The organism is Wolbachia endosymbiont (group A) of Bibio marci (assembly GCF_947251645.1).
GTDB lineage: Bacteria > Pseudomonadota > Alphaproteobacteria > Rickettsiales > Anaplasmataceae > Wolbachia.
Map to the genome: position 1 here is coordinate 418047 of NZ_OX366364.1, position 26315 is coordinate 444361.

Below are 26315 nucleotides of genomic sequence, written 5' to 3' on the forward strand. Positions count from 1 at the left end.
TTTGAGATTTTTGACAATTTCTTAGAACTGAAGAAGGAAAGGTGTATTTTTTTATTGACTTACCCATATATTACGGTAATCACTGAAGAATTAGTGAGTAATGGTTATAAAATATGAGTGGTGGGGTATCAAGCAAGGAATTAAATGAAAGTTCACTTAACATTTTAGGTCAGCCAGAAAACGATAGTAATATTCAAAATATAACGTCTTTTTCAGGAGCAGAAGCTGATCCAAATATACAGAACCAAGATGAAAAATTAGGTGACATTTTAGATCAGTTAGAAAGCAATAGAGGTCTATTAGATAATCCCAATGATATTCAACGTATAATGTCTCTTCTACAAGCAGGAGCTGATCCAAATATACGGAGCCCAGATGGAAAAACTCTGTCATGTTACTTAGATGAAAAATTACGTGATATTTTAGATCAGTTAGAAAGCGATAGAGGTCTATTATATTATTATGCTAAACATATAAGTCTTCTTCTACAAGCAGGAGCTGATCGAAATACACAAAACCAATATGAAAAAACTCTGTCACATTACTCAAATGAACCATTACTTAACATTTTAAATGCGTTAGAAAGCAATGGAGATATATTAAATAATATTCAACATATAATTCTTCTTCTAGAAGCAGGAGCTAATCCAAATGTACAAAACCAAGAAGATGGAAAAACTCTGTTACATTACGTTGCTGAATGTAACGATACTGGCGGTATAAGGTTTCTTTTAGAAGTAATAAAAGCTAATCCAAATGTGCGAGATCAAAGTGGAAAGACTCCGTTAGATTATGCTGCTAAAAATAACTGCCTTCAAGCTAGAGAACTTCTTTTAGGAGCGGGTGCTAATCCAAATGTGCAAGATCAAAGTGGAAAGACTCCATCTGAATATGCTACTGAAGATGAGTGCCGTCAAGCTATTGAGGATTCGAGCCATAGTTCAGATGATTCTCATGAAAATAAAGGTAATCCGGCAACACCTGATAGTTCGGTAGGTGAAAGAAACGATTGTTCAAATAGCTCTGGTGATGATAGTCAGGCAAAGCCTGCTGAATTGAGTAATTGTAACACAGAAGAGGATTCGGACTATTATTCAGATAATTCTCGTGAAAATGAAGGTAATCCGACAACACCTGATGGTTCGGTAGATGAAAGTAATGATTGTTAAAATAACTCTGGTGATGATAGTCAGGTAAAGTCTGTTAAATTGAGTGATTGTGACTCAGAAGACGAGGATTCGAGCTGTAGTTCAAGTGATGATCTTTTTCTAGAAGACTCACTTTTGATGAAGTTAGAAATACCATTAACTACAAGTGAAGAGGGGCTAATTAAAGGTTTTTATAAGGAGATAATAGATATAACAAAAAACAAACAAGAACCTGAAGAAAGTATTCTAAAAAGTATTAAGAAAATAGTAAATGAGTACTTGGAGAAAGGAATAAGGTTAAATTCAAGTTGTAGTAATGATAATAAAAATGGCAGTGAAAAAGGTGATAAAGAAACTGTAACAAATTTAATATTTAAAGAAATAGAAGATGTTCTTATTAGTCGTGTGAAACCATGCGATGAAACCAGAGAGTATAGAGGAAGGGTTAATGATATTCCCGAACAAGAAGATAAAGGTAAAGATAAAGATGAAGCTTCAGACATCATGGAAAGCATCATGGATGATTTATTGTTAAAAGGTGGGAAAGCAAAAGAATCTTTCTCCACCGGTACTGAGCTAGCACAAAATTATAACTATTCTTATATGAATGCTCGCAATAAAAAATATAAAGAAATTGAAAGCAAGCTAATAAGTATAGCATATGAAGGTATCGTAAACAGAGATAGGCAAGCTCAAAAGGAGGAGCTAGAGACAGTGGAGATAGATAATCAATATTTTTATATGAAATATTCACAAGATAGTATTATTGAACCTGTAAAAATCTTAAACAATGAAAAAGCTAAAGAGTTAAAATTAAAAGTCGGCATACTTCAAATTGGGGAAAGTATAGTGAGAGTTAAAGGCACAAAAGATGGAAAAAGAAATTATACAGATATCTTAAAAGGTAGCATTGAAATGTCTTTTACCACTGAGGTAGGAGAGATTAGTATTTATCTAAGTCCTAGTAAGGAAGATAGTGATAAAATAGAGGTAAAGATTTGTGAGGAGAGCAGAACAAGGTTTGACGAGTTAAAAGCTAAGAAGAAAAGTTTAGGAGAAAATTGTCTTTTGGGAGGAGAAAACGTTCTGAAAGCTATAGAAGATAAAGGTTTTAAGAAAAATGGTAGTGTGTCTACAGAGTCAATCGAGACTACTAAGGATGTTCCATCTACTGATCTCACGCAAGCTTGTTTGCAGCAAAAGAAAACAGCAATGGCTCCACCAGGTTAAGTTAATGTATTTTTCAGGATAAGATTTTAAAAAATTAATCATGAATGTTCATACGTGTTAAATTAGAGCAGATGGTATAAAAAGCAACAATTAACACAAGAGCTAAAGGCAAATAGCGATCTACCGATTATTGAAATAGTGCCACACAATGACAAACTCACTCAAAATTGTTCCGGTGATAGAGTCTGGCAGGGTTTTTCTGCCACAGCAAGCAATATGGCTCAATGATTTTGAGTATGAGATTTTAATGCTCCCAGAAGCCCGTTATGATGATCAGGTGGACAGTACGGTACAATATTTACAATGGATGAGAAAAACTAACACCAGTGCTTTCAGGGTCAGGGACTTTGGCCCCAACCCTAATAAAACACTTGGGTGGCTTAGGACGGTGGATTAGGTACAAACCGCTTATACAAAAATTTCTTCTTGCAAGAGTTTCTTGATCTTAGGAAAATCTATCTTAGAACTTAGAAGACAGTTATCACTAATTTTTTGATTACTAAAGAACTTGTGAAGTAAGCGTACTATCTCCTCAGGAGAACCTGATTGTACTTGCTCCTTCTCCTCAGGAGGAAGAACTGAGCACACTTGCTCTTTTGCTTCAGGAGAAGAAAGAAGTGAACACAGCCCCTCACTATCAACATAAAGTAAGTGTAGTAACTTCTCGTACCCAGGAGGAAAAAAGTTGGCGTCTAGCTTCTTCCTCATCTCAGGAGAAAGAACTTTGCGTAGTTCCTGCCTCTGGCTAGAGGTAAGAGATGCTTGCCTCTTTGGTCCACCTGGCACACCTCTATGCGTAGAAGAAGCCGGGTTTTTGAGTAGATTTTGAGCAGAATTTAATAATTCACTAAGCATATTTCCAAGTTTAACACCTATTGACAGGTCCTGCTGAGATGAATCACTAAACTCTTCAGTAAGCGGCGTTGACTGTCCCCGCTCAAGCGACCCTAAACCACTATCTACAGAAATTTTAGAACTACGGTCCCCGGGCATGTTTAGTTTGCCTACGGTACCTTGTGACGGGAGTTCTGTAATACTATCATTTAATTCAGTAGGCTTGTTTTCGGTATGTACTTCAGTAACAGGAGTCACTTTTAAGGATCGACTTTTTACTATTTCAATTGGGAGTGAAGGAGATCGTGTAGACAAAGGTAGTTCTTCAGTTACAGGAGTTACAGGAGCACTTACACTTGAAGATATCGAACACACCGAACTACGTTCTCTGTTATTTCGCCCAAGAGAAGGTAGCACATTGCCTTTTAGTTTTGACCACATACTACCTATAGACGAATTACTACACAAAGGACCACCCCCATGTTTCTTCGGAGATTCACTCTCTTGTGACTGTGCTTCAGAATACTCATCACTACTTTTTCGATCACTTTCATCAGTAACTTGCTGTTTTTCTTTCATGCTACAAATGTTCTCCGTATCTTCTGGAGGATCTGCAAAAATCCCAAGATTTGAGGATATTGAATCATTCCTTGTCGTAAGAGAAGAAGTCGATGGTGGCAAACACCAAGAACTACTCCCTGTTAGCATATTTTTACCAGCGCCTCTCGATGATGAAGCTCCACTCTGTGACAATGACCATAATCCTGCACTTGAAGCCGGTGATGACCAATGGTTCATTGGCTGACTAGTCCATGTTGACATACCTTTATTAGCATCTTTCGATGATGAAGCTCCACTCTGTGACCATGATAAACCACTAGGTCCTGGTTTAGTAAATTGCATTGACGATATCCATTTATTTTCGGACGTGCCTTGTGATAAACAAGGGTTCGTTTGCTGAGCCCAAGGGTTAGTCCCTACTGGATTAGCACCTTTCGATGATGAAGCTCCACTCTGTGACCATAACGAGGATCCTGGGATACTACCACTAGCTGCTGCAGCACCTAGATTTCCCCCTTTAGATGGCCCTGGAACACCCTGACTAACTGTAGGAAAACTCAATTGTGTCGATGACCAAGATCCTTTACTCGTTCCAGCTGAATTTACATGATTGTGCAGCAGCCGTCCTTCTTTTTCCGTTTCTGATCCTTGCTCTGACCCTCGCCTGGGAGAATCCTCTAATGCTCCATCCTGACTCCGCGTGGGAGACTCCCATTCCATATCTGACAGTTCAGTCGATGGCCCTGGACCACCACTTGAAGAACCAGAATCCTTAGGTTTCGGAGGTGAATTACTATCATAACCACTATCTGTGTCTGCTTTCCTTTGTTTGGGCGGTGTTCTTGGTGGTTCTGCATGCGTAGGAGAATTGAATGGAGAAGTCACTGTTGAGGAGAATTGACTCGAGCCACGTCTCTTAAAATTCTCAAGATCAACTGCAAATTCAAAACGTCCGTTTATTTGATTATATGAAATTGGAGACTCCATAATTTCAGGAAATAAAAGAGCAATTCCTTTATTAGAGATAGCGTAAACTGGGTTTTCACAACTGGCAACATCTGGTTTTGCAGTCATACCTCTAATATCACTTACAAAATCTTTATGTATTATATTAACTTTGTATGCATCCTTATGCTTTAAAGATTCAAGCTGACCACTATATCTTTTTGTTAAAGGTATAAGGACAAAATTATTACCTTTCTCTATTGTCTTTTTATCCGTAAAAATATCATACTCATAGGCATTAATTGATTTCCCTGTCCATTTAAAAATAAAATCGCCAAGAACATCTTTAAAATTTTCGACTTTAGAATCTTCTGTGCCTGGAGTTCTAAAATCAAATGCTACTTCCTTTTTAACATATTCTGTTACACTCTTGATTACCTTATCGCTAACGTTTTTGACGTATAACATATCATCTTTATATTTGTAAAAGTCCGAGCTCTTCAGGCCACAGTTTTCTAACCTTGAGTTAAATTCTTTAATATATGCCTGCTTAAAAAATTCAAAAGTCTCTAAATCATATTCCCTCTCAAGGTATTCGTTGCTAAAAGCTATACAGTACAAATCAGGCCTACCTATTGCTCCTGTTCCAACAGTTTCGTTTATCCATTCATATGCTTCTTCCTCAGTTATCCCTACTTCTTTTTGTAGACATGCAACCACTTTTGCTTCCACAGCCCTCTTAAACTCATTAGCAAAATGAACCTTCAAGTTACAAATTACTTCATTATTTGTAGAATCTGTAAGCTTCACTTTCTTTACATTTTCGTCTATATATTTTTCCTTCCAACTATTTACAAACGGAAAATAGTTTAAGTTATAATATTTACGTGCTACCTCACTTCCGCCAAGATATTGCCGCTTTATTATCTCCTCTCCTATTCCTCGTAGATATTCTTTTGTATCAGTATTACTAGCGAATAAACCAACAATCTTTTTACTTTCTACAGTAAAATTAGTATTGATCTTATCAGAAAAATAATTATTTAAATTAAACGCATTAACCAGCTCTTTTATATCCATAACTACCTCTATTAAAAATTGTTAAGAAACAACACTACTTGCTTTTTCCTTTATCTTTACTACTACCGGCACTAGTAGCACTACTACCCAGTTGTGTGTTAGGCTTACTGCTTTCACGTAGCCGCTCGTAGTTTTTATACTTATCAGGACCAATCCACTCAACATTTTTATCTGAAATCCACTTATTACCACCACCATTATCATTACTACCATGCATATTAACCTCCAGTAAAAATATTATGTAACTAATGTACTAAAAATAAATTATAGTGCAAGCACTTTTTTTATATTTTTTAGTATAAATTTTATTCATCATTTTTATACTCCTAGATTCCAGCGTCACGCGCTGGAATAACAAAAAAAGACGCTGAATGACGCCTGTGTTTCTTTTTGCCATCAACTCCTACTCTTTTAATGTCATACCAGCACCTCTTTTTCTTGTCATCCAAGTAGCCAACACTGGGATGGCTTTGTTGCATCGCACCTTATACTGGTAGTAATTTACGATAAATATCATGTAGCCATTTCAAATTTAGCCATACCAATTTCAGTAAATTGATTAAGCAAATAGCACTTAATCAGCAATTCTTTTTCGCGATTTACTTCGGATTTATTCCTAAAGCTGAATCCAAATATTTGCTTTAATCTTGAGAAAAACCCTTCAATATAAGATCTTTTCCCATAATTTACTTCTTTTTTCCATTCTTTCACGCCATCTTCACCGTATAATTTTATTAACCTAATAGCAGCATTTCTGTCAGACATATAATCTATTTCTGGATGTTCTGCCGCATTGTTTATTGGTGGAATTTTTGCCTTTATATCATATTCGTGACACAATTTGTAAAACTTGTGCCTATCATATGCCCTATCTGCATATAGTGCTTTTATGACATGCTGAAAATTAACTTCTTTAAGCAAATCGCAAGCTCCATAGTGATCAGAGTAGACACCGTTACTGTATTTTACAGCTATGGCTTTTTTGCTGTTTATATTCAACATTACATGCAATTTTCTTGTCTGTTCATAGCCACGATATTTTCTGTTAGCGCTATTTTCCTTGCTGTGACCAGGGGTATTGTTGTAAATGCTGATACCTGTACTATCTATAGCAATTTCGATGTCTTCCATATTATTTTTATCAATTCTGCAATCATTGATCTTAATATTAAGTTTCTTAAACCTTCTTGATGCTTGTGAATAGCTGATAACTGCTAAATCTCTTCCTATTTGTTGCATATATCCTTTTATAAACCCCACCGTTTGTCTTAAACCAATTCTAAAAAGATTGACAATTATATGCACCAAAATCACAACTTTATCACTGTAAATATAGTTGCCGCCTTGCATTTTTGGACTATTTTCATACCAATTTTCTATGGCTTCATTGATATAATGAAAAATATTTCCTCTTTCCTGGAGAAATTTGTTATATTCATTTTGGTTACTGACTTTCATTTTCTGTGGCATATTTTTTCTTCAACAGTTAAATGGTTATTTATAATGAATTTTGTCAGTAGCCACCAGATTTTTTCGGTTGCTATGCAACAAAGCCATTCCAGCGTCACGCGCTGGAATGACACCTGTATTTCTCTTTGCCATCAATCCCTACTCTTTAATGTCATACCAGTACCTCTTTTTCTTGTCATCCCAGTGCCCAGACACTGGGATGGCTTTGTTGCATCGCTAGCTATGATGGATTAAAGATAAAAAAGATAGAGAATATCAGTAGCTTATTATTCTGGTATTTATAACAAGAACGGTCAGTGAATACCTAAATTTGAGTAAAAGAAATTTCACTACCACTCACTAATCCGGCTAAAATTCAAGAATTTCAATGCTTTAGCTATTTTCAATAGAATTAAATTTATTAATATAAATAATAAATTACTATTCTTAAATTTGATCAGATTGATTGCAAAAAAACAAGATTTTCAATAAGTTGCTTATAATCCTAACTATAGTTAGCCTTTCATAAGTAGCGATGCAACAAAGCCATCCCAGTGTCAAGCACTGGGATGACAAAAAAAGGAGTACTGGAATGACAGCAGTCCTACGTCATACCGCGATTCATTCGCGGTATCTCAGCCGCTAACTGTTCTCCCTCGTCATACCGTCACGGTATCTCTAGATCCCGCTAACAAGCAGCGGGATGACGATTGTCGTTTAGCTATAAATATTTAAGAAATTTACCAAACGAAAAAAAAGGCAAAAGAAGCCCCGGTTAATATCTATTTTCAGTATTGGCGTTTTTTAAGTCTTAAACACTGCAATTTGGCTGCTTTTAAATGCAACTCACCTTATCTCAAATGTTTAAGAAATTTACTAAGCAGAAAAAAAGGCAAAAGAAATCCCGTGGTAATTAGTGTTCACTCTCTAATCCTTCAAATTGGCGTACTATACTGTCTTAAACGACTTATAAGCGCGTTTCAGCTTATATAGGTAAAAATCCAGAATATTGTGAAGACATAAGGTGCACATAGTGCAAAAAATTAAAAATAAGACGCCAACTACGTTGTTTTTTTGCTGTTTAATCTGCACAAATGAAGATAACTGAATACCTTCAGTTTCATGATAAGGGGGCTGGCGGAGTTTGTCAAGTAAGTTTTTCGTTTCTATTCCCAATAAAAGTTTGTTATAAGGTTATGCAAGAAGTCTAATGAATCGCGGTATGACGTCTTAGCTATAGATGCTGATTTGTGTGATTTCAAGAGAAGCTTAGTAGATAAGTTGTGTTTTAAATCAGATTCGGTATTTTAAACTGAACATTTTCAATAATACCATCTGGCATAACTGAAACTTCTACATTCATACTTACTTTTAGGTAGTCTATTAATTCATCAACTAATATGTCAGGAGCGGAAGCACCTGCAGTGATTCCTATCTTTTCTACGCCCTGAAACCAGCTTTTATTCACACAGCTGTAATTATCAATCAAGTAGGTTCTTTTTCCTCTGGCAGTGCATAGATCTAATAAGCGATTTGAATTTGAGCTATTTTTACTTCCTACAACTAATACCATGTCTACAATTTTAGCTAGCTTTTTAACAGCATTTTGTCTGTTTTGCGTTGCATAGCATATGTCCTTTAAATCTGGACCTGTTATGCCTGGAAACCTTAATTTCAGGGCAGCAATAATGTCACGGGTATCGTCGATGCTTAACGTAGTTTGTGTAACATAAGACAAATTATCTGGATCTTTAACTTTTAAATTGTGTACGTCCTGCACAGTTTGCACTAAAATGATAGGATTATTTACTCTTCCTCTAATTCCCTTAACTTCTGGATGGTTTTCATGCCCAATGAGAATTAATTCTTTACCACTGTTTTCATACCTTTTTGCCTCTTTATGCACTTTGCTGACTAAAGGACATGTTGCATCAATCACTTGAATACCCTTTCTTTTTGCCTCATCTTCTATATTTTTTGACACTCCGTGCGCGCTGAAGATCAGTATTCCTCCATTATCTTCAATTTCCTCGATACTGTTCACAAAAACCACTCCTTGTTTCTTAAAGTCCTCTACTATATATTTATTGTGAACAATTTCGTGTAGCACATAAACTTGGCACTTGTTTTTGTATTTTTCTAAAGTAATAGCTAATATGTCCACAGCTCTTTTTACCCCGGCACAAAAACCTCGCGGCTCAGCTAAGATGATTTCCATTTTTGTCAAATCAAGTAAATATGCAAGCATTACTTAAAAATAAGCTCCGCTCACTGTGTTTTATAGTACCATTATTTATATTTTATATAATAATTATTTTTCGCATATTCTCTTTAACATTTGATCAACCTACTACTTCAGAAAATTTTAGAAAAGATAATATAGTACATAAACAACCTGATATTTTAGATAGAAATGGAGTGGTAATAGCAACAAATGTGCCCACAACATCACTATATACAGATGCAACCAAAGTAAAGAATCCGGAAAGTATAGCAGCACAACTGTGTTCTACTTTGCATGACCTCGAATACGAGAACTTATATAGAATACTTACTTCAGAAAAGAAATTTGCTTGGATAAAGCGGCACTTGACTCCAAAAGAACTGTTAGCAATAAAAAATGCCGGCGTGCCAGGAATAAACTTCTATAACGATGTAAAACGTATATATCCTCACAGTAATTTATTTTCACACGTGCTTGGTTACACTGACATAGATGGCAACGGTATTGCAGGAGTTGAGGCGTACATAAAAAATAGATTCCTTACGCAACTTTCTGTCATCCAAGTAGCTGATATACAGTTGTACGAATATTGCAACTTGAAAGCAATTCCTGCACAACAATCCCCTGCACAGCAGGTGGCATCATCTTCTGCACAGCAATCCCCCACACAACAGATCCAGTGCGTGACACTGGATAAAAATACTGACAAATTACGTGATGAACAACGGATTCCAGAAACATATGTCAAAACCAATGTTAGTGATGAAATTGCGCATAAAACTGGATTCCAGTGTCAGTGCACTGCAGACCAAGTTTCTGCACAATCTTCTGTCATCCAACAGGGATGGTCACGCTCTGCTGATCAATATGTTCAACTATCCTTAGATACACGAGTGCAAAGCATAGTACATGAAGAGCTAACTAAAGCTGTAAGCAGATATCAGGCACTCGGCGGAGTAGGAATTGTTTTAAATGTGAGAAATAGTGAAGTCATCTCGATGATCAGTCTACCTGATTTTAACCCCAACCTACAGAATAAGGCAGAAGACGTACAAAAGTTTAATCGCGCCAGTCTTGGGGTGTATGAGATGGGGTCGGTATTAAAATACTTTACAATAGCCGCAGCACTTGATGCAAACGTTACAAAAACTAGCGATTTATATGACGTATCAACGCCAATCACCATTGGAAAGTATAAAATTCAGGATTTTCACAAATCTAAAATTCCAAAAATTACTGTGCAAGATATATTTGTAAAATCATCCAACATTGGTGCAGCAAAAATTGCAGTCAAATTAGGTATTGAAAAACAAGTAGAATACTTTAAAGCTATGAAGCTATTTTCTCCTTTGAAAATAGAAATACCAGAAAAATCTACACCGATAATCCCGGATAAATGGAGTGAAAACACTTTAATAACAGCATCTTATGGTTATGGCATAGCTGTAACTCCTATACATCTTGTACAAACTGCAGCAGCATTAATCAACAATGGGATATTTCATAACGCAACCTTGATGTTGAATAAAAGAAGTATAGGAGAGCAAATTATCTCAAGAAGAACTTCCAGGGAAATGAGAAAATTATTACGCGCAGCAGTAACAGATGGCACTGGCAGGAAAGCAAAAATAAAGGCATATTCAATAGGGGGAAAGACTGGATCGGCGGAAAAAGTTGTAGATGGTAAATATAGCAAAGATGCAAACATAGCGTCATTTATAGGAGTGCTAACCATGCTTGACCCAAGGTATATAGTGCTAATTGCTATTGATGAACCTCAAGGGATACACCATACCGGGGGAATAATTGCTGCGCCTATAGTAAAGAACATTATAAATAGAATAGCACCTATACTAAATGTTACACCTGAGATGTAAAATTATGATTGCTTTACTGTAATTTCAAATTTATCATTACCAAAATCCTTATTAATATACCAAGAACCATCATCTTTAGTTACAAATTCAAGACCTTTAAGATCTCTTTTTATTGTCTTTCCATTTTGATCATCGATAGCGATATTAATGTCGAATGTAATAACGTCTAGATTTATCATAGCTTCTTTCCCGCTGCACGAATTTAGACTGAACTTGCCTAACATGACATCATTAAAACTCACTTCCCCTGTATAGACATCACACTGACCGTCCACACAACACGTAGTTTCAATATAGAAAAGGTCTGACATATAAAACACCTTACGTTTATAAAAAAAGAGCTAAATATATATAGCTAGTGCAGCCCTACGCCATGCCGCTAACAAGTAATCGTCAGTAAACCTAGATCACTTTAGCTATATAACCATAATACAGCTAGAAATGTAAAATTCAACAGTTAATTGTGTAAGGAAGTCTAAATTACTACATCTTAGAGGAATGGCTGTTTAGTTTTTTTGTTAATCTTTTTTACCATGCTGTCAATCATATGCTTTATCCCTTGATATACAGAGTATGTACTTTCGTCACTACGCATATAAGCAGAACAAGAAAATACATTATACTCTTCGTCTTCTATTGATAACCCTGTATCGCACTTTATGTGTTCGCCGCCAAGCTTTTCTATCAACTGTTCTTTGTCATCTCCTATAGTTACCTTAACCTTACTTTCTTCTTTACCTATCTTACTACTTAAAATTGAAACAATGATAGCTGGAGATATGCATATCGCTCCTATTGGCTTTTTTGTAACAAAGAATTCTGAAACTAATCTTTCAAATTCAGGCATTACTGTCACCATGCCTTTATTTTCAGCTAAGTCAGATAAATTTTTTGCAACTCCGTATCCACCAGGTACAACTAGCATGTCAAAATTTTCAGCTTTGGCTTCTTTTAAGTCATATATTTCGCCTCTTGCGATTCTTGCTGCTTCTACAAGTACATTCCTTTTTTCTTTCACTGCCTCCTTTGTTTTATGATTCATAACTTGTGTGATATTGATATCAGGTGCAAAGCATTTAACATCCACATCCTGCTGATCAAGCACAAGCAGACTTAAAACCGCTTCTCTTACCTCTGCACCGTCAAGGTGACCACACCCTGATAAAACCACAGCAGCTTTTAATTTTTTTTCACCCATAAAGTACCTTGATTTCATATAATCTAGATATTTTAATACAAATTCTATATTTGGAAAGGGGTATGTTATATCAATTATAATATAATTAATAATTAGTATGTATAATTAGGTATATTTACAGTCAATGGAGTAAAATGTGGCTGAGTTCTTTGATAATGAAACTGACTACCAAGAACTAAGAAAAGCTGTTTCAGATATAATAGAAAGCATCGCACAATCCCCATCAGAGGGAAAAGAGGAGTTACTTAAAGCCCTATCAGAACAAGTTGAAAAAATGAATTTTAATAATGTAGGTTTAGCGATTAATGACCAAGGCTTGCAAAAGGAGGTCAACAAAGAATTATTTATAAAATTCATTGAAGAAGCACTTAAAAGTCCAACTTTTGAAAAAACCAACTTAGAAGTAATAGAAGATGCGCTAAAGCATGTCAATGATCAAGCAATAGGTAATGTTATAAATAATAATAAAGGTCCGCTGGATGATCTAGTCAATTATTTTGAATCAGCATCTGCAAACAAAAAAATTGGAATAGCTTCTACTGGAATAGTATTAGGAGTAGCATTTTCTCCGCTTATTGTGCTTGCTACATTAATAGCACTTGTAGCTATTGGAGCACGTTATGTAGGAATAGGTATAGGAAAGGCAGGGGAAAAAATAAAAGAAGGCGCGATTGAAGCAGGAAAAGCAGTGAAAAGTTCATATAAGGATTTAATAGATAAATTACCTACAGTTCAAGCAAGAGAGAATAATTTTGATAGATTATATAGGGACTTGCTTGTAGGTATTGCAGACAATAGTAAGTTAAAAGCAGAGCAAAGCGTGGAAGACGCTCAGAATGAGAAAAAGATAGTAGAAATGCTTCAGAATCAAGAGCAACTAGCAGCCATAGGACAGTTAATAGGGGAAGATAATGCTGATCTTTTGAACAATCTTATGAGCAAGGGTACTAGTACTCATGAGGAAGACATGGAGAAACTTGTAGATTTTATGAGCGAATTTCAACCTGCAATTATGGCCATTGGTAACAATGAAATAAACGAGGTAGAACAAAAAGTTAATGAGAAAGCTCAGGAAATGAAGCCAGATTCTCAAGTAGATAGTCCAAGTCCTGAACGAGTTAGTGGAGAAGGAATCACAGGACCGGGTTGATGCATTTGAGGAGCGTTTTGACGCAAAAATTACTATTAGAAAGGGGAGTGTTAAATAAACCATACGCGTCAAGTTAAGAAACAAGGGTAAGAAAATTCAATGAACTTAAGGTGGATACTCTTGTTTTTCTATATCTGTCTTTCACAGAAAATGGGAGTGTTAAATAAACCATACGCGTCAAGTTAAGGCCCAATATAGCACCATTTAAACTTGTTTGTTACATTTATTTTTTTGGAAATTTTGATCTAAAATAAGATAATTCTTTTAGAAGAGTCTATAAATTACTAGCTTTATTGCTTAATATCTAAAATAATTTTTACCACTTTTCTTTTTCCTTATGCTACTTTCCCTTAACTTGACGCGTATGGTTTTTTAAACATTCCCGTGCAATTAGAGAACCTAAGTCACTTTAGCTATAGATTCTTGCAAAATTCTACAAGATTAACCACATTACCTCACGTTTTCTCTATGATTATTTTTTTAGATTACTTGTCTACCTTATTTGCCGTTTCCTGAACGAATATACAGAAGCTATAAAAACTGTCTAATAGCTACCCAAAACCCTTATTTCCCACTCAAGTTCAACATTAAATTTATCCTTCACTGCATCTTTTACTCTGTTGCCAAGGTTTTCCAAGTCAGATGCAGTTGCATTATCGTAATTGAGCAAGAAGTTACAATGTTTCTTAGAGATTCTAGCTCCACCAATATTTAACCCTAGGCAGCCAGATTTATCAATTAACTCCCATGCTCGATAGTTTTTTGGATTTTTGAATATGCACCCAGCAGTTTTTCCTCTCGTTGGCTGGCTTTTATTTTTTCTCTCAACAATTTCCTTTAACCTTTGCAATATAAGCTCATACTCTGAGTTTACTCCTTTAAACTCAGCTTCAACAAAAATCCAATTTCCTTTTAGGCCATGTCCACGATAAAAATACCCCATTTCTTTGCTGGAGAACTCATATAGGTTTCCATCCTCTAGATTCACTGCTTTTATGGATTGTACAACACTTGCGATATCACTACCATATGCACCTGCATTCATTTCTATTCCGCCACCAACTGTTCCTGGAATTCCAACTAGAAACTCGAGTCCACTAATTTGTTGCTCTCCTGCAAAGTAAGCAAGGTTCCTGAGCAGCGCAGCACCACCTGCAACAATAGAGTTGTTACCCTTACTTTTAATATATGCAAACTCCTTACCTAATTTTACTGTTATTCCTCGAATGCCACTATCTCGCACTATTATGTTGGATGTTGCACCGATAACGTTAATTGGCAACTCAGTGTTTTTAATCAAGCATGTTAAATCTTCAATATCACGTGGTTTAAATAATATATCAGCTCGTCCACCGACATTTAACCACGTTGCTTTAGACATTAAGATGTCATAACGATAGATTCCACGTACTTTAGGTAAGCTTATAAGCATTTTGATTTCAACTCTAACCCTGCATCCATACCCATTTTCTCCGCATCTTCTATAAATGAAGTGCGCTCAGTGAAGTATATATTTTTTCCATCTGCCAACATACAACGAAGGTGTAGCATATTTTCGTTCACATATTCAGCCAAAGCTGCAAGTGGTGTAAAACATGAACCATTCACTGTCTTCATAAAACTGCGCTCTGATTTCACTCTTATAAAAGACATATTATTATTAATTTTCTCTAAAAGATCGATAATTTTTACATCATTCCTCCTACATTGAATACAAATCGCTCCCTGTCCCACTGCACTTAACATAACTTTTGGTAGCAATACCTCTGTAATTAAGTGATGCTTTTCTAATCTTATGAGTCCAGCTTCAGCTAAAATTATTCCATCAAAATTTTGATTTTGCAATCTGGTTGTTACATTTCCACGTAACGGTACTATATTTAAATCTGGTCTAAAATTTAGTAACTGAACTTTTCTTCTTATTGAAGAAGTGGCAATAGTAACCTGTTGTGGCAAAGACTCAAGGCTATTGTATTTATGAGAAATAAACGCATCGCATGGACTTAGCCTTTCTAAAACACAAGGAATTGTTAAACCCCCTGAGAAAAACGCAGGCACATCCTTTAGCGAATGAACTGCCATATCTATATTATTTTCGAGCAATTCAGTCTCAATTTCTTTAATGAATAATCCTTTGCCCCCTATTTCAGCAAGATTTGCGTTTGCATACTTATCTCCAGAAGTTTTTATCTTAACAATTTCAATAGATAAGTTAGGAAAAGAGTCCAGCAACTTTTGTTTTGCTTCCAAAGCCTGGGCAACTGCAAGGCTGCTTCCTCTGGTACCTATTTTGACTAGCATGTGTACGACTGTTTGTCTGATGTCATCCCAGTGCCCAGACACTGGGATCCAGTTTTACTATACAATTCATCATATGAGCCTTTGCATTTATTGTACTTTAACTTAAAACCAAAAGCAACTTTGACTTTACAAAATAATAACCTTTTATATGCATAAATAAGCTTACTGGATTCTAGTGGGCTTTGTTGCATAGCAACCGAAAAAATCTGGTGGCTACTGACAAAATTCATTATAAATAACCATTTAACTGTTGAAGAAAAAATATGCCACAGAAAATGAAAGTCAGTAACCAAAATGAATATAACAAATTTCTCCAGGAAAGAGGAAATATTTTTCATTATATCAATGAAGCCATAGAAAATTGGTATGAAAATAGTCCAAAAATGCAAGGCGGCAACTATATTTACAGTGATAAAGTTGTGATTTTGGTGCATATAATTGTCAATCTTTTTAGAATTGGTTTAAGACAAACGGTGGGGTTTATAAAAGGATATATGCAACAAATAGGAAGAGATTTAGCAGTTATCAGCTATTCACAAGCATCAAGAAGGTTTAAGAAACTTAATATTAAGATCAATGATTGCAGAATTGATAAAAATAATATGGAAGACATCGAAATTGCTATAGATAGTACAGGTATCAGCATTTACAACAATACCCCTGGTCACAGCAAGGAAAATAGCGCTAACAGAAAATATCGTGGCTATGAACAGACAAGAAAATTGCATGTAATGTTGAATATAAACAGCAAAAAAGCCATAGCTGTAAAATACAGTAACGGTGTCTACTCTGATCACTATGGAGCTTGCGATTTGCTTAAAGAAGTTAATTTTCAGCATGTCATAAAAGCACTATATGCAGATAGGGCATATGATAGGCACAAGTTTTACAAATTGTGTCACGAATATGATATAAAGGCAAAAATTCCACCAATAAACAATGCGGCAGAACATCCAGAAATAGATTATATGTCTGACAGAAATGCTGCTATTAGGTTAATAAAATTATACGGTGAAGATGGCGTGAAAGAATGGAAAAAAGAAGTAAATTATGGGAAAAGATCTTATATTGAAGGGTTTTTCTCAAGATTAAAGCAAATATTTGGATTCAGCTTTAGGAATAAATCCGAAGTAAATCGCGAAAAAGAATTGCTGATTAAGTGCTATTTGCTTAATCAATTTACTGAAATTGGTATGGCTAAATTTGAAATGGCTACATGATATTTATCGTAAATTACTACCAGTATAAGGTGCGATGCAACAAAGCCATCCCAGTGTCTGGGCACTGAGATGACAACGAAGGGCTACTTGGATGATAGGGAAGGGTGCTGGAATGAAGGTTTTTCAAATTGTCGGTAAACCTAAATCTATAATAACTATTTGCCTTTTTTCTAAGTTATGCAAGAAGTCTACTGAATAACAGTAAGATTTTTCAATCCTGTTCCACAGCAAATTTTAGTGCCATGTGAGTAGTTACAGTGCTGTTGACAATCAAAATGACAAAAACTAAGATGGTGATTAGTAGTGTATAAATATTCAAGGACAAATTTTCAAATTGAGTTAGCATTTTAAAATACACAAAGGTTGGCATTATCATTGGCAAAACAAGAATTTGCGATACTCCTGATGCTAAGTTGTTTCGACCAATCATCAATGCATTTCCAGTAGCTGAAATATTAATGATTATCAGCGTATTAAATAATAAAGACACTCCAACTGCTATTGAGTGTTCAATACTATTGCCTAGAACTGCAAAGCTGAATATGGAAGAAATTACTGAAATCGGTAACCCAAATAATAACCAGTGAGCGAAAATTTTATAAGCAACTATAAGCCTAGAAGAGAGTGGCTGTACAAAGATTTGCTCTAATATTCCATCATGATAATCAGATGTAAACAAATTATTTGTAGAGATCTGCAAAACAAATGTAGCACATATCCATGTTAATGTTAACATAACTTCTTGTTTATTGTTGTTTTCAAGTGTAAATGAAGATAAACTTAACATTATAATGAAAATACATACTATATAGGTAAGATTCTTATCATTTATTACTAATTTTTTTACTAGGCCGATCATACTAGGCTTTTAAATGTTTATTATAAATTATAGTGTTTACTTTGAGGTAGTATAATTTTTTGTTCATAAGTTATATAGGTTTTATTATTTTTTTGATAATGCAATTATGGAAAAGTTACCAAAAATAAAGTCACCAGAAGATTACACTCCTTCAGAAGATGAAGAATATATGAGCGTAAAACAACTGGAATACTTCAGCTTAAAGTTACAATCAATACTCGCTGAGTTGGAGAAACAAGAACTAGAAGAGAATAGTATTGATACATACTATTCTGATGGAGATAGTGGAAACGAGGAATTAATCAAGCGTCGAAAAGATAGAAAAGAAAAAATTAAGGAGGCGTTAGAAAAAATAAAATTAGGCACTTATGGTTACTGCGATGGAACAGGAGAAGAAATAGGAGTCGAAAGACTTAAAGCTAATCCGCTTGCTATATATTGTATTGAAGAGCAAGAGAGAGTAGAAAAAGAAAAGAACGTGTACAACATTAACGATTAATTTACACATAAGTGGTGAGCCATTGGACTTCAAGAGGAGCAAGAGGCGCTAAAGTATGTTATAGAAAGTGGAAAATTGGACATTCTCAACTCGACTCCTGCAGATTAAAAATTAAGTTGAATTAAAAATTGGGCTTGACGCAGTTTTTTCCCATAGTTTAAGAAATTAAAAATTTAACGATTAGAATTATAATTACAGACCACAGTAAAAAATAGACTTTTCCATTTGATTTATTTTTAACTTGGATGTTTTCTAATTTTTTATCAGCTATTAGGTTTAATTTTTCTATAAGGCTAAATATCCCTTGGATTGTTTTTATGGGATAAGAACTTCTAATTTTTTCCCTATACCCTATTTTATTTTCATGTTGACTGCTTATCCACGCTTCAACTACTTTCCACATATTGATTTCTGGGTAGATCTTTCTACATGTCCCTTCTAGTAAAATCATAGTTTTCTGCAGCAATAACAATTGTGTTTGAACTTTCATATCAAAATCACCCGTTATTTTTAATAGCTGAGCAAGTAAACTAGCAAATGAAATTTTCTGTATAGGCTGCCCAATAATGGGTTCACCTATTGCCCTGCAAGCTGTGACAAAATTTCTATGCTGTGATGAAACGTAACCAGCTTTAAAGTGCATTTTTGCAACGTGATCATAATCCCGATTTAAAAAGCCTTTGAGTATCTCTATAACGTAATAGCATGTCTCACGATCTATTCTACCCATGATTCCACAATCCAGGGCAATAATATTGTTATTACTATCAACCATTAGATTTCCAGGATGCATATCAGCATGAAAAAAACAATCCCTGTATACTTGATTGCAAAATGATTCTATAAAATTGATAGCTATTTGCTTGCGATTATTCAGTTTTTCAACTTCGTATATTGGCGTTGCTTCTATCCATTCTAATGTTAAAACCTTTTTCGAAATTCTATTCCAATCTACTTCAGGTACGTAAAAACCTCTGTCATTTTTTGTGTTTTCCTTTAGTTCCGAAGAGTGAGCAGCTTCAAAACGTAGATCTAACTCTAATCGGCAAATTTCAGCAAAAGTTTTGACTAATTCAATCGGCTTCAGCCTTTTTGATTGTTCGCTAAATTTTTCTGCAATTTCCGCAAGCCAAGAAAGCATCTTTATATCCCTTGAGAATGTTTTCTCAATATTTGGCCTTAAAACCTTCACAGCAACTTCTTTACCCTCAGTTGTAACCGCTCTATGCACCTGAGAAATCGATGCTGCTGCAATTGGCTTTTCAGAAAAGCTTGAAAAAATGTCGCTCAATTTACAATTAAACTCACTTTCTATAGTTTTAACTGCTATTTTATGTGAAAACGATGGCAATCTATCACATATCAATAATAAGTTATTTGTTATATCCTCATTTAAAACATCAGTACGTGATGAGATAGACTGCCCAAACTTAATGAACACCGGACCTAATTTTTCAAGAGCACGCTTTAGTTTATGGCCTTGTATCTTATTTATTGATTTCTTTGATGGTGGAAGTAAATAAGGTAATATATTGTAACGCGTCAGCACTGTAGTTATGTGCAGAAGACGCAAAATATTTTGAATCATTTCGCTGCGTAACTGCTAAAGATTTCATTTAGGGTTTTATTCTTCATAATCTCACCAGGCTTACCTTGGCAGTAGACAGTATTATTTATACAAATTATGTAATCTGAGCATGGTAGAGCAGAGTTAAGATCATGAGAAGTCATAAGAATCGACACTAATCGGTTTTTTGCTATTTTGCTTATAATATCATAGAACTTAGCCCGTGCGTTAATATCCATTGCACTAACTGGTTCATCTAGAATGATCAGGTCAGGCTCTGCAATTAAACAACGTGCAAGCAGTAGTAGTTGTGTTTGCCCTGCAGAAATTTCTAACACTTGATTCTTCAAAATGTTACCGATACCAACCAACTCTATCGCTTCTGTAATAATGGATTGATTTTTCTTTGGTCTTTTCAAGGAACTATTTAAAAGGAAATATTCAACTGTTATTGGCATCAAATTACTAACACTAAAATTTTGCGGCATATAGCCAATTTTTATGTTGTCAGCAAATACGATACTACCAGTACAGCTTTTATTTATGCCAGCAATTGCTTTCACTAAAGAGGTTTTACCTCCACCATTTGGACCAAGTATTGTAATTACGTCTCCTCTTTCCATGAACATATTGATATTGTCAAGGATTCTTTTACCATCATATGTGAGAGCAAGATTTTCTATTTTTAGAACATGATTATTGACATTATTTAACTTATTGACAAAATTTAACTTCTTCTCAACGTTTATATGAGACATTTACTGACTTTTTTTCTATTACTTTCATTTACACTATACTATAATATTGCTTTTTCATCCAATTTAAAAGTTGTAGCTACAATCAAACCTATCCACTCACTTGTGGCTTCTGTTACAGAAGGGATTTTAGAACCGAAATTGCTTGGCTATGCAACATCTGCGCATAATTATATATTAAAGCCATCTGATGCGAGTAATTTGGAATCAAGTGATGTCATATTTTACACTGACGATAACTTAGAGACGTTTGTTCAAACTTTCGCTAAAAATAATAAAGAACTAGTGCAATTGTCAAAGGCAATCAACCTACTTCCTGCTCGGCCACATTCATTTTCTAGAAAAATCACTAATATTCAAGATGAAAAAGACCTACACATTTGGCTGAGTCCCGAAAATGCAAAGAGCATGATACTTTTTATAAGTGCAACATTGTCTAACATAGATAAAGAAAATTCCCATCGATACAACTCTAATGCAACAAAAGCTATAAAAAAAATAGACCAAGAAGTAAAAGAAATCATGAAAGAACTGAATGATTTTAAAAATCAAAAATACATCGTCACTCATGATGCTTATCAATATTTTGAAAAATATTTTGGTTTAAATCACCCAAGCGCCATTCTTTCTATAGAAGAGGATTCTTACATAGGTATGAAGAGTTTAATGAAGCTAAAAAAGATAATGAAGGAAGAAAACGTTAAATGTATATTTGCTCATTCACAGGAAGATAGCATAAAGCCTAATGCCCTTTCTAATAACGCAAAAATGGTAGTTCTTGATCCTATTGGATCAGACATAGAGCCTGGAAAAGATGCATATCTAGCTATAATCAATAGCATTGCACAAAATTTTAAGTCTTGTTTTGTTGAGTAATAAGCTCCCTTTTAGCTTACCGTTTTATTGTTCTGCAATTTAAATTACCATTTGTCCTTTACATATTATGCAGGTTTAGAATTATGCTTTATTCTTACGTTTATGTCTTGGCCCAATGCAATCAATAAGTTAAGCAAGTATTCTAAGGAGAACCCTTCGACTCTTGATCTATTGATTTGAGATACTTTAGGCTGATCAATCTTTAGAGCGTTTGCTGCTTTTTTCTGTGTTGTGTACTGCTTACTTATTAATTGTGCAATGATCTTTATTAATTTCAGTTTTGTATCTTTTACATCCCCCAACTCTACTATTATAGGATAACTTAATTGTAAATTTTGCATAATAATAAAATTCCTTATAAAAAAATTACTTTAGTTTTTCTTCTTTAAATAACACATGCCTTCTGACTACTGGGTCATATTTCCTAAACTCCAGTTTTCTGGTGAGCTTTTTTGGATTACGCTTTTTCACATAAAAATAGCCAGTTGATTTTTCTTCACCAGTTTTTGTTGTCTTGATTGCAGTGCTGACTAACTTAACAAGCAAAGAAGCATTTTTTTTCGTCATACTTATAATGATATAATAAATTCTATGCGAGTTTATTACGCAAAACACTAAAAGTCAACCGAATAATGCAGATCGTAAAATTCTTGACAATCAACAGTGCATTAAGTAGCATAAAGTTAACTTCAGAATAAAAAGCAAACGGTAAATAAGTGGCAAATAGTGGCAAAAGGTTATTGTTGATAGAAAATTCCACCTGTTCTAATGAGGTAAGAGTTGCCTTGTCAGTTAATAATAAGGTTGTAGAATTTGAACAAGAATTCAAGGAAAAAAAACAATTAAGAGGTAATATATATGTTGCTTATATAAAGCGTATAGAGCCTTCTTTGCAAGCCGTATTTATTGAATATGGAAAAAATAAGCAAGGTTTTTTGTCTTTTTCTGAGATATCTCTAGATTACTTCAATATTCCAGAAAAAGAAAAGGAAACTATCTTTGAGAGCTACTCAAATGACGATTGTACAGAAGAAGCCCCAGCAAATATTTCTTCAGATTTTGCAGCTAGTAAGAATGTCAACGAGTCAGGTAGTGGTTTTGTAAGAGAGGTACCTTTATATAAAAAATACAAATTACAAGATGTTATTTCAGTAAATCAAAAAATATTGGTTCAGCTAACTAAAGAGGAACGAGGCAATAAAGGAGCTTCATTTACAACATACATAACTTTAGTGGGTAGATACTGTGTTTTCATGCCAAATTCCATGAGCAAAGGTGGAGTGTCCCGCAGAATTGAAGATGCTAATGTCAGAAAGCAGTTAAAGGATATACTAAATTTAATAAACCTGCCAAAAAGATCAGGTTTAATAGTAAGAACTGTTGGTTCAGGAAAAAGTAAGAAAGAAATTGAGCAGGATTACGATTACTTATCCTCATTATGGCAGAACATTCAGAAAAATGCCTTCTCTGTAAACGCTCCATCATTAATTTACAACGAAGCAGATGTAATTATGAGATCTGTTCGTGATTTTTGTAGCGATGGTATAGAAGTTATAGTGTCTGGAAAGGAAGCTTTTGAAGCAGTTAGGCAATATGCTAACAATGCACTAAAAGGTAGTAAATTGCGCTATAGATTGTATAGAGGTTATGTTCCGATCTTTACTTACTATGGAATTGAAGATCAAATTTCTGAGTTATATAGCAATAGAGTAGAATTGCCATCTGGTGGGTCTTTGATAATAACTTTAACTGAGGCGTTTGTTTCAATAGACGTAAATTCAGGAAAGATGACAGGAGAAGATAGCATAGAAGAAACAGCTTATAGAACCAACATGGAAGCAGTACCTGAAATATCAAGACAGGTGAATCTTAGGGGCCTATCAGGATTAATAGTAGTCGATTTTATTGATATGTTGAAATATCAGTATTGCAGAGCTGTTGAGTCTGCTATAAGGCAAGCGTTTAAAGATGATAAAGCTAAGGTTCAATTTAGCTACATAAATGACTTTGGTTTAATGGTATTTTCAAGACAAAGAATCAAACCAAACATACAAGAAATTAATACTACAGAGTGTTTACACTGCAAAGGTACTGGAAGAGTAAAATCAAACGAAGTAATTGTTGCATCGATACTAAGGGACTTACAACATATTGCTAATAAGAATCGAAATAAGTCTTTTGATTTAGTAGCGCACAGTGCAGTTATAGCGCATATTTTTAATAATAAACGGAATACAGTTTCTACAATCGAAAAAGAGTTTAATATTACATTGAACGTCAGTATTGATAACAGTTTAGATGTAAATACATTTGTTTTAAAACAAGGAGATGATGTTAATTTAAACGATTATAAGCCATTACAGAACTCTGGATACCAAATTGGGGATAGCAGCAATGAAGAAGCTGATAATTCAAATAAACTACGAGGCAATTTTTGGCTGACTAAGTGGCTTTCGCGCCTTTTAAGTTCTAATAACTAATTAGAACTCCTAAATTGGGCTTGTAATTAATAAGTCCTATACTTATATATTCTTATATCAGATAATATTTACAATGGGGTACTCATTATGGGAAGAGCAATAGGTATAGATCTCGGAACAACAAATTCTTGTGTTGCAATAATGCAGGGCAAAGACACAAAGGTAATAGAGAATAAAGAAGGAGCAAGAACTACTCCATCTATAGTTGCATTTACTTCATCAGGAGAAAAATTGATTGGTGCTCCAGCAAAAAGGCAAGCAACCACCAATGCAAGTAATACCTTTTTTGCTACTAAGAGATTAATAGGCCGTCAATACGGTGATTCTGAAATGAAAAATCTAAACGTGCCGTATAAAGTGTTTGCAGCAAAAAATGGTGATGCATGGGTTAAAACCACTGATAATAAAGAATACTCTCCTAGCCAAATTGGTGCATTTATACTACAAAACATGAAAGAAGCAGCAGAAGCTTATCTTGGAGAGGAAGTAAAAGATGCTGTGATAACAGTGCCAGCATACTTCAACGACTCTCAACGTCAAGCAACAAAAGATGCAGGAAAAATCGCCGGATTAAATGTACTCAGAATAGTAAATGAACCGACTGCCGCAGCGCTTGCTTATGGTCTTGATAAGAAACATGGGCACACAATAGTGGTGTATGACCTTGGTGGTGGTACATTTGATGTCTCAATACTTGAAATAGGTGAAGGGGTTTTTGAAGTAAAGGCTACAAATGGTGACACTCATCTTGGAGGTGAAGACTTTGATAACGCAATAGTGAGTTATTTACTAGATGAATTCAAGAAAAGTAATGGCATTGATTTGAAAAATGATCCAATGGCTATGCAAAGAATCAAAGAAGCTGCTGAAAAAGCGAAAATTGAATTATCAAGTGCAATGGAAACGGAAATAAATCTACCGTTTATTACAGCTGATGCAAGTGGTCCAAAACACTTAAATATGAAATTAACGAGAGCAAAACTTGAAAGCTTAGTGAATGATTTAATCGAAAGAACTATGGCTCCTTGTAAAAAAGCTCTTGAGGATGCTGGTTTGTCTGCTAGTCAAATTGGCGAAGTGGTTCTCGTTGGTGGCATGACTCGTATGCCAAAAGTCATAGAGAAAGTTAAAGAATTCTTTGGCAAAGATCCACATAGAGGAGTGAATCCTGATGAAGTTGTAGCAATTGGAGCTGCAATACAGGCGGGAATCATTCAAGGTGATGTAAGAGATGTGTTACTACTTGATGTGACTCCACTTTCTCTTGGTATTGAAACTCTAGGAGGAGTGTTTACTCCACTTATTGAGCGTAATACTACTATTCCCACTAAAAAATCTCAAGTGTTTTCAACTGCAGAAGATAACCAAACAGCTGTTACAATTAAGGTGCATCAGGGTGAAAGAAAACTGGCAGTTGATAACAAGCTACTTGGTCAGTTTAGTTTGGAAGGGATACCTCCTGCTCCTCGTGGAGTTCCTCAGATCGAAGTAACATTTGACATAGATGCAAATGGAATAGCACACGTTTCTGCAAAAGATAAAGCTACTGGAAAAGAGCAAAAAATACGCATTCAATCTTCAGGTGGTCTATCTGATGATGAAATAAATCGCATGGTAAAAGAAGCTGAAGAAAAAGCACAAGAAGATGAAAAGCGTAAGAAATTTATTGAAGTGAAGAATCAGGCGGATAGTTTAGTTCATTCTACAGAAAAGTCTCTGACAGAGTATGGTGATAAAGTGTCATCTGAAGATAAATCTGCTATTGGAAATGCATTGAATGAGCTAAAAGAAGCGAGTAAATCTGATAACATTGATGACGCTGATTCAATCCAGCAGAAAGTTACCAACCTTTCTCAAATCTCTATGAAGCTTGGGGAAGCTATGTATAATGCCTCACAACAAAATAGTGCTGGAAATGGCTTTTCATCAGAAGGGAATCCAAATGATAAAGAAGAAAAAGTAGTAGATTCTGATTATCAAGACATAGATAATAAAGAAGAGAATAAGTAATTGTGATCACTTTTCCTGTCATCCGAGTAGCTGACACTGGGATGACAAGGGA

Annotated in this window: 25 protein-coding genes and 1 pseudogene; 10 read left to right on the forward strand and 16 right to left on the reverse strand. The window is 34.9% G+C overall.

The genetic code is table 11. From position 1 onward, the window contains the following. Positions 1-113 precede the first annotated feature (113 nt). The 3 genes and pseudogenes from OPR48_RS02335 to OPR48_RS02345 form a co-directional block, all read left to right on the forward strand. The gene (locus OPR48_RS02335; protein WP_265026411.1) at positions 114-1169 is read left to right on the forward strand and encodes an ankyrin repeat domain-containing protein; all 1056 of its coding nucleotides are present in this window, start codon (positions 114-116) and stop codon (positions 1167-1169) included. A 39-nt stretch (positions 1170-1208) separates the two neighbouring features. Next, positions 1209-2378, forward strand: a complete 1170-nt coding sequence (locus OPR48_RS02340) for a hypothetical protein (RefSeq protein WP_265026412.1) — start codon at positions 1209-1211, stop codon at positions 2376-2378. A gap of 84 nt (positions 2379-2462) precedes the next feature. After that, positions 2463-2775, forward strand: a pseudogene (locus tag OPR48_RS02345) (hypothetical protein); the annotation flags it as partial. An 11-nt stretch (positions 2776-2786) separates the two neighbouring features. Here OPR48_RS02345 and OPR48_RS02350 read toward each other — a convergent pair. The 6 genes from OPR48_RS02350 to ispH form a co-directional block, all read right to left on the reverse strand. Then, complete coding sequence (locus tag OPR48_RS02350) at positions 2787-5798, reverse strand: hypothetical protein (protein WP_265026414.1); 3012 nt, start codon at positions 5796-5798, stop codon at positions 2787-2789. 34 nt (positions 5799-5832) lie between these two features. Beyond that, on the reverse strand, positions 5833-6015 hold the full coding sequence (locus OPR48_RS02355; protein WP_265026415.1) for a hypothetical protein: 183 nt from the start codon (positions 6013-6015) through the stop codon (positions 5833-5835). A gap of 296 nt (positions 6016-6311) precedes the next feature. Next, positions 6312-7268: an IS5 family transposase gene (locus tag OPR48_RS02360; protein ID WP_265025723.1), complete on the reverse strand. Its 957-nt coding sequence runs from the start codon at positions 7266-7268 to the stop codon at positions 6312-6314. Beyond that, complete coding sequence (locus OPR48_RS02365; protein WP_264735793.1) at positions 7253-7381, reverse strand: hypothetical protein; 129 nt, start codon at positions 7379-7381, stop codon at positions 7253-7255. The genes OPR48_RS02360 and OPR48_RS02365 overlap by 16 nt, the downstream gene beginning before the upstream one ends. Positions 7382-7694: 313 nt before the next feature. Next, complete coding sequence (locus OPR48_RS02370) at positions 7695-7823, reverse strand: hypothetical protein (RefSeq protein WP_265026416.1); 129 nt, start codon at positions 7821-7823, stop codon at positions 7695-7697. A gap of 712 nt (positions 7824-8535) precedes the next feature. Further along, on the reverse strand, positions 8536-9465 hold the full coding sequence (gene ispH / locus OPR48_RS02375) for a 4-hydroxy-3-methylbut-2-enyl diphosphate reductase (RefSeq protein WP_265026610.1): 930 nt from the start codon (positions 9463-9465) through the stop codon (positions 8536-8538). 20 nt (positions 9466-9485) lie between these two features. Here ispH and OPR48_RS02380 point away from each other — a divergent pair, with 20 nt between their 5' ends. Then, positions 9486-11348, forward strand: a complete 1863-nt coding sequence (locus OPR48_RS02380) for a peptidoglycan D,D-transpeptidase FtsI family protein (RefSeq protein ID WP_265026417.1) — start codon at positions 9486-9488, stop codon at positions 11346-11348. A gap of 2 nt (positions 11349-11350) precedes the next feature. On the opposite strand, the gene OPR48_RS07265 is transcribed toward OPR48_RS02380, so the two are convergent. Both OPR48_RS07265 and elbB read right to left on the reverse strand, forming a co-directional pair. Next, complete coding sequence (locus OPR48_RS07265) at positions 11351-11659, reverse strand: hypothetical protein (RefSeq protein WP_320109930.1); 309 nt, start codon at positions 11657-11659, stop codon at positions 11351-11353. A gap of 179 nt (positions 11660-11838) precedes the next feature. After that, entirely contained in the window at positions 11839-12546 is a 708-nt protein-coding gene (gene elbB / locus OPR48_RS02390) for an isoprenoid biosynthesis glyoxalase ElbB (protein WP_265026419.1), read from the reverse strand. A 136-nt stretch (positions 12547-12682) separates the two neighbouring features. Between elbB and OPR48_RS02395 the strand changes: the two genes are divergently transcribed. Beyond that, on the forward strand, positions 12683-13696 hold the full coding sequence (locus OPR48_RS02395; protein WP_265026420.1) for a hypothetical protein: 1014 nt from the start codon (positions 12683-12685) through the stop codon (positions 13694-13696). Positions 13697-14240: 544 nt separating this feature from the next. Here the strand turns inward: OPR48_RS02395 and murB are convergent. From murB to OPR48_RS02410, 3 genes are read right to left on the reverse strand one after another with little or no spacing between them, the layout of a single operon-like run. Beyond that, positions 14241-15128, reverse strand: a complete 888-nt coding sequence (murB, locus tag OPR48_RS02400; protein WP_265026421.1) for a UDP-N-acetylmuramate dehydrogenase — start codon at positions 15126-15128, stop codon at positions 14241-14243. Beyond that, positions 15119-15997: a hydroxymethylbilane synthase gene (hemC, locus tag OPR48_RS02405; RefSeq protein ID WP_265026422.1), complete on the reverse strand. Its 879-nt coding sequence runs from the start codon at positions 15995-15997 to the stop codon at positions 15119-15121. The genes murB and hemC overlap by 10 nt, the downstream gene beginning before the upstream one ends. Then, on the reverse strand, positions 15991-16188 hold the full coding sequence (locus tag OPR48_RS02410; protein WP_265026423.1) for a hypothetical protein: 198 nt from the start codon (positions 16186-16188) through the stop codon (positions 15991-15993). Before OPR48_RS02410 ends, hemC begins: the two co-directional genes overlap by 7 nt. Before the next feature lie 72 nt (positions 16189-16260). On the opposite strand from OPR48_RS02410, the gene OPR48_RS02415 reads away from it, so the two are divergent. Beyond that, on the forward strand, positions 16261-17217 hold the full coding sequence (locus tag OPR48_RS02415) for an IS5 family transposase (protein ID WP_265025723.1): 957 nt from the start codon (positions 16261-16263) through the stop codon (positions 17215-17217). A gap of 211 nt (positions 17218-17428) precedes the next feature. On the opposite strand, the gene OPR48_RS02420 is transcribed toward OPR48_RS02415, so the two are convergent. Then, positions 17429-18076: a heme exporter protein CcmB gene (locus OPR48_RS02420; RefSeq protein WP_265026424.1), complete on the reverse strand. Its 648-nt coding sequence runs from the start codon at positions 18074-18076 to the stop codon at positions 17429-17431. Positions 18077-18182: 106 nt separating this feature from the next. Here OPR48_RS02420 and OPR48_RS02425 point away from each other — a divergent pair, with 106 nt between their 5' ends. Continuing rightward, positions 18183-18575 carry a TraR/DksA family transcriptional regulator gene (locus OPR48_RS02425; protein ID WP_064124828.1) on the forward strand — a complete coding sequence of 131 codons (393 nt, stop codon included), beginning with the start codon at positions 18183-18185 and terminating at the stop codon, positions 18573-18575. 157 nt (positions 18576-18732) lie between these two features. Here OPR48_RS02425 and ubiB read toward each other — a convergent pair whose 3' ends face one another. Beyond that, positions 18733-20163, reverse strand: coding sequence for a 2-polyprenylphenol 6-hydroxylase (gene ubiB / locus OPR48_RS02430; RefSeq protein WP_265026425.1), 1431 nt, complete (start codon positions 20161-20163; stop codon positions 18733-18735). After that, positions 20160-20900, reverse strand: a complete 741-nt coding sequence (locus OPR48_RS02435) for a metal ABC transporter ATP-binding protein (RefSeq protein WP_265026426.1) — start codon at positions 20898-20900, stop codon at positions 20160-20162. The genes ubiB and OPR48_RS02435 overlap by 4 nt, the downstream gene beginning before the upstream one ends. Between OPR48_RS02435 and OPR48_RS02440 the strand changes: the two genes are divergently transcribed. Beyond that, positions 20892-21773, forward strand: coding sequence for a zinc ABC transporter substrate-binding protein (locus OPR48_RS02440; RefSeq protein WP_265026427.1), 882 nt, complete (start codon positions 20892-20894; stop codon positions 21771-21773). The two genes, OPR48_RS02435 and OPR48_RS02440, sit on opposite strands and share 9 nt — an antisense overlap. A 65-nt stretch (positions 21774-21838) precedes the next feature. Here OPR48_RS02440 and OPR48_RS02445 read toward each other — a convergent pair whose 3' ends face one another. Both OPR48_RS02445 and rpmG read right to left on the reverse strand, forming a co-directional pair. Further along, entirely contained in the window at positions 21839-22114 is a 276-nt protein-coding gene (locus tag OPR48_RS02445; protein WP_265026428.1) for a helix-turn-helix domain-containing protein, read from the reverse strand. Positions 22115-22139: 25 nt separating this feature from the next. Next, positions 22140-22340: a 50S ribosomal protein L33 gene (gene rpmG / locus OPR48_RS02450; protein WP_265026429.1), complete on the reverse strand. Its 201-nt coding sequence runs from the start codon at positions 22338-22340 to the stop codon at positions 22140-22142. Positions 22341-22489: 149 nt separating this feature from the next. Here rpmG and OPR48_RS02455 point away from each other — a divergent pair, with 149 nt between their 5' ends. Next, the gene (locus OPR48_RS02455) at positions 22490-24253 is read left to right on the forward strand and encodes an Rne/Rng family ribonuclease (protein ID WP_265026430.1); all 1764 of its coding nucleotides are present in this window, start codon (positions 22490-22492) and stop codon (positions 24251-24253) included. A gap of 87 nt (positions 24254-24340) precedes the next feature. Further along, positions 24341-26263: a molecular chaperone DnaK gene (gene dnaK, locus OPR48_RS02460; protein WP_265026431.1), complete on the forward strand. Its 1923-nt coding sequence runs from the start codon at positions 24341-24343 to the stop codon at positions 26261-26263. Positions 26264-26315 lie beyond the last annotated feature (52 nt).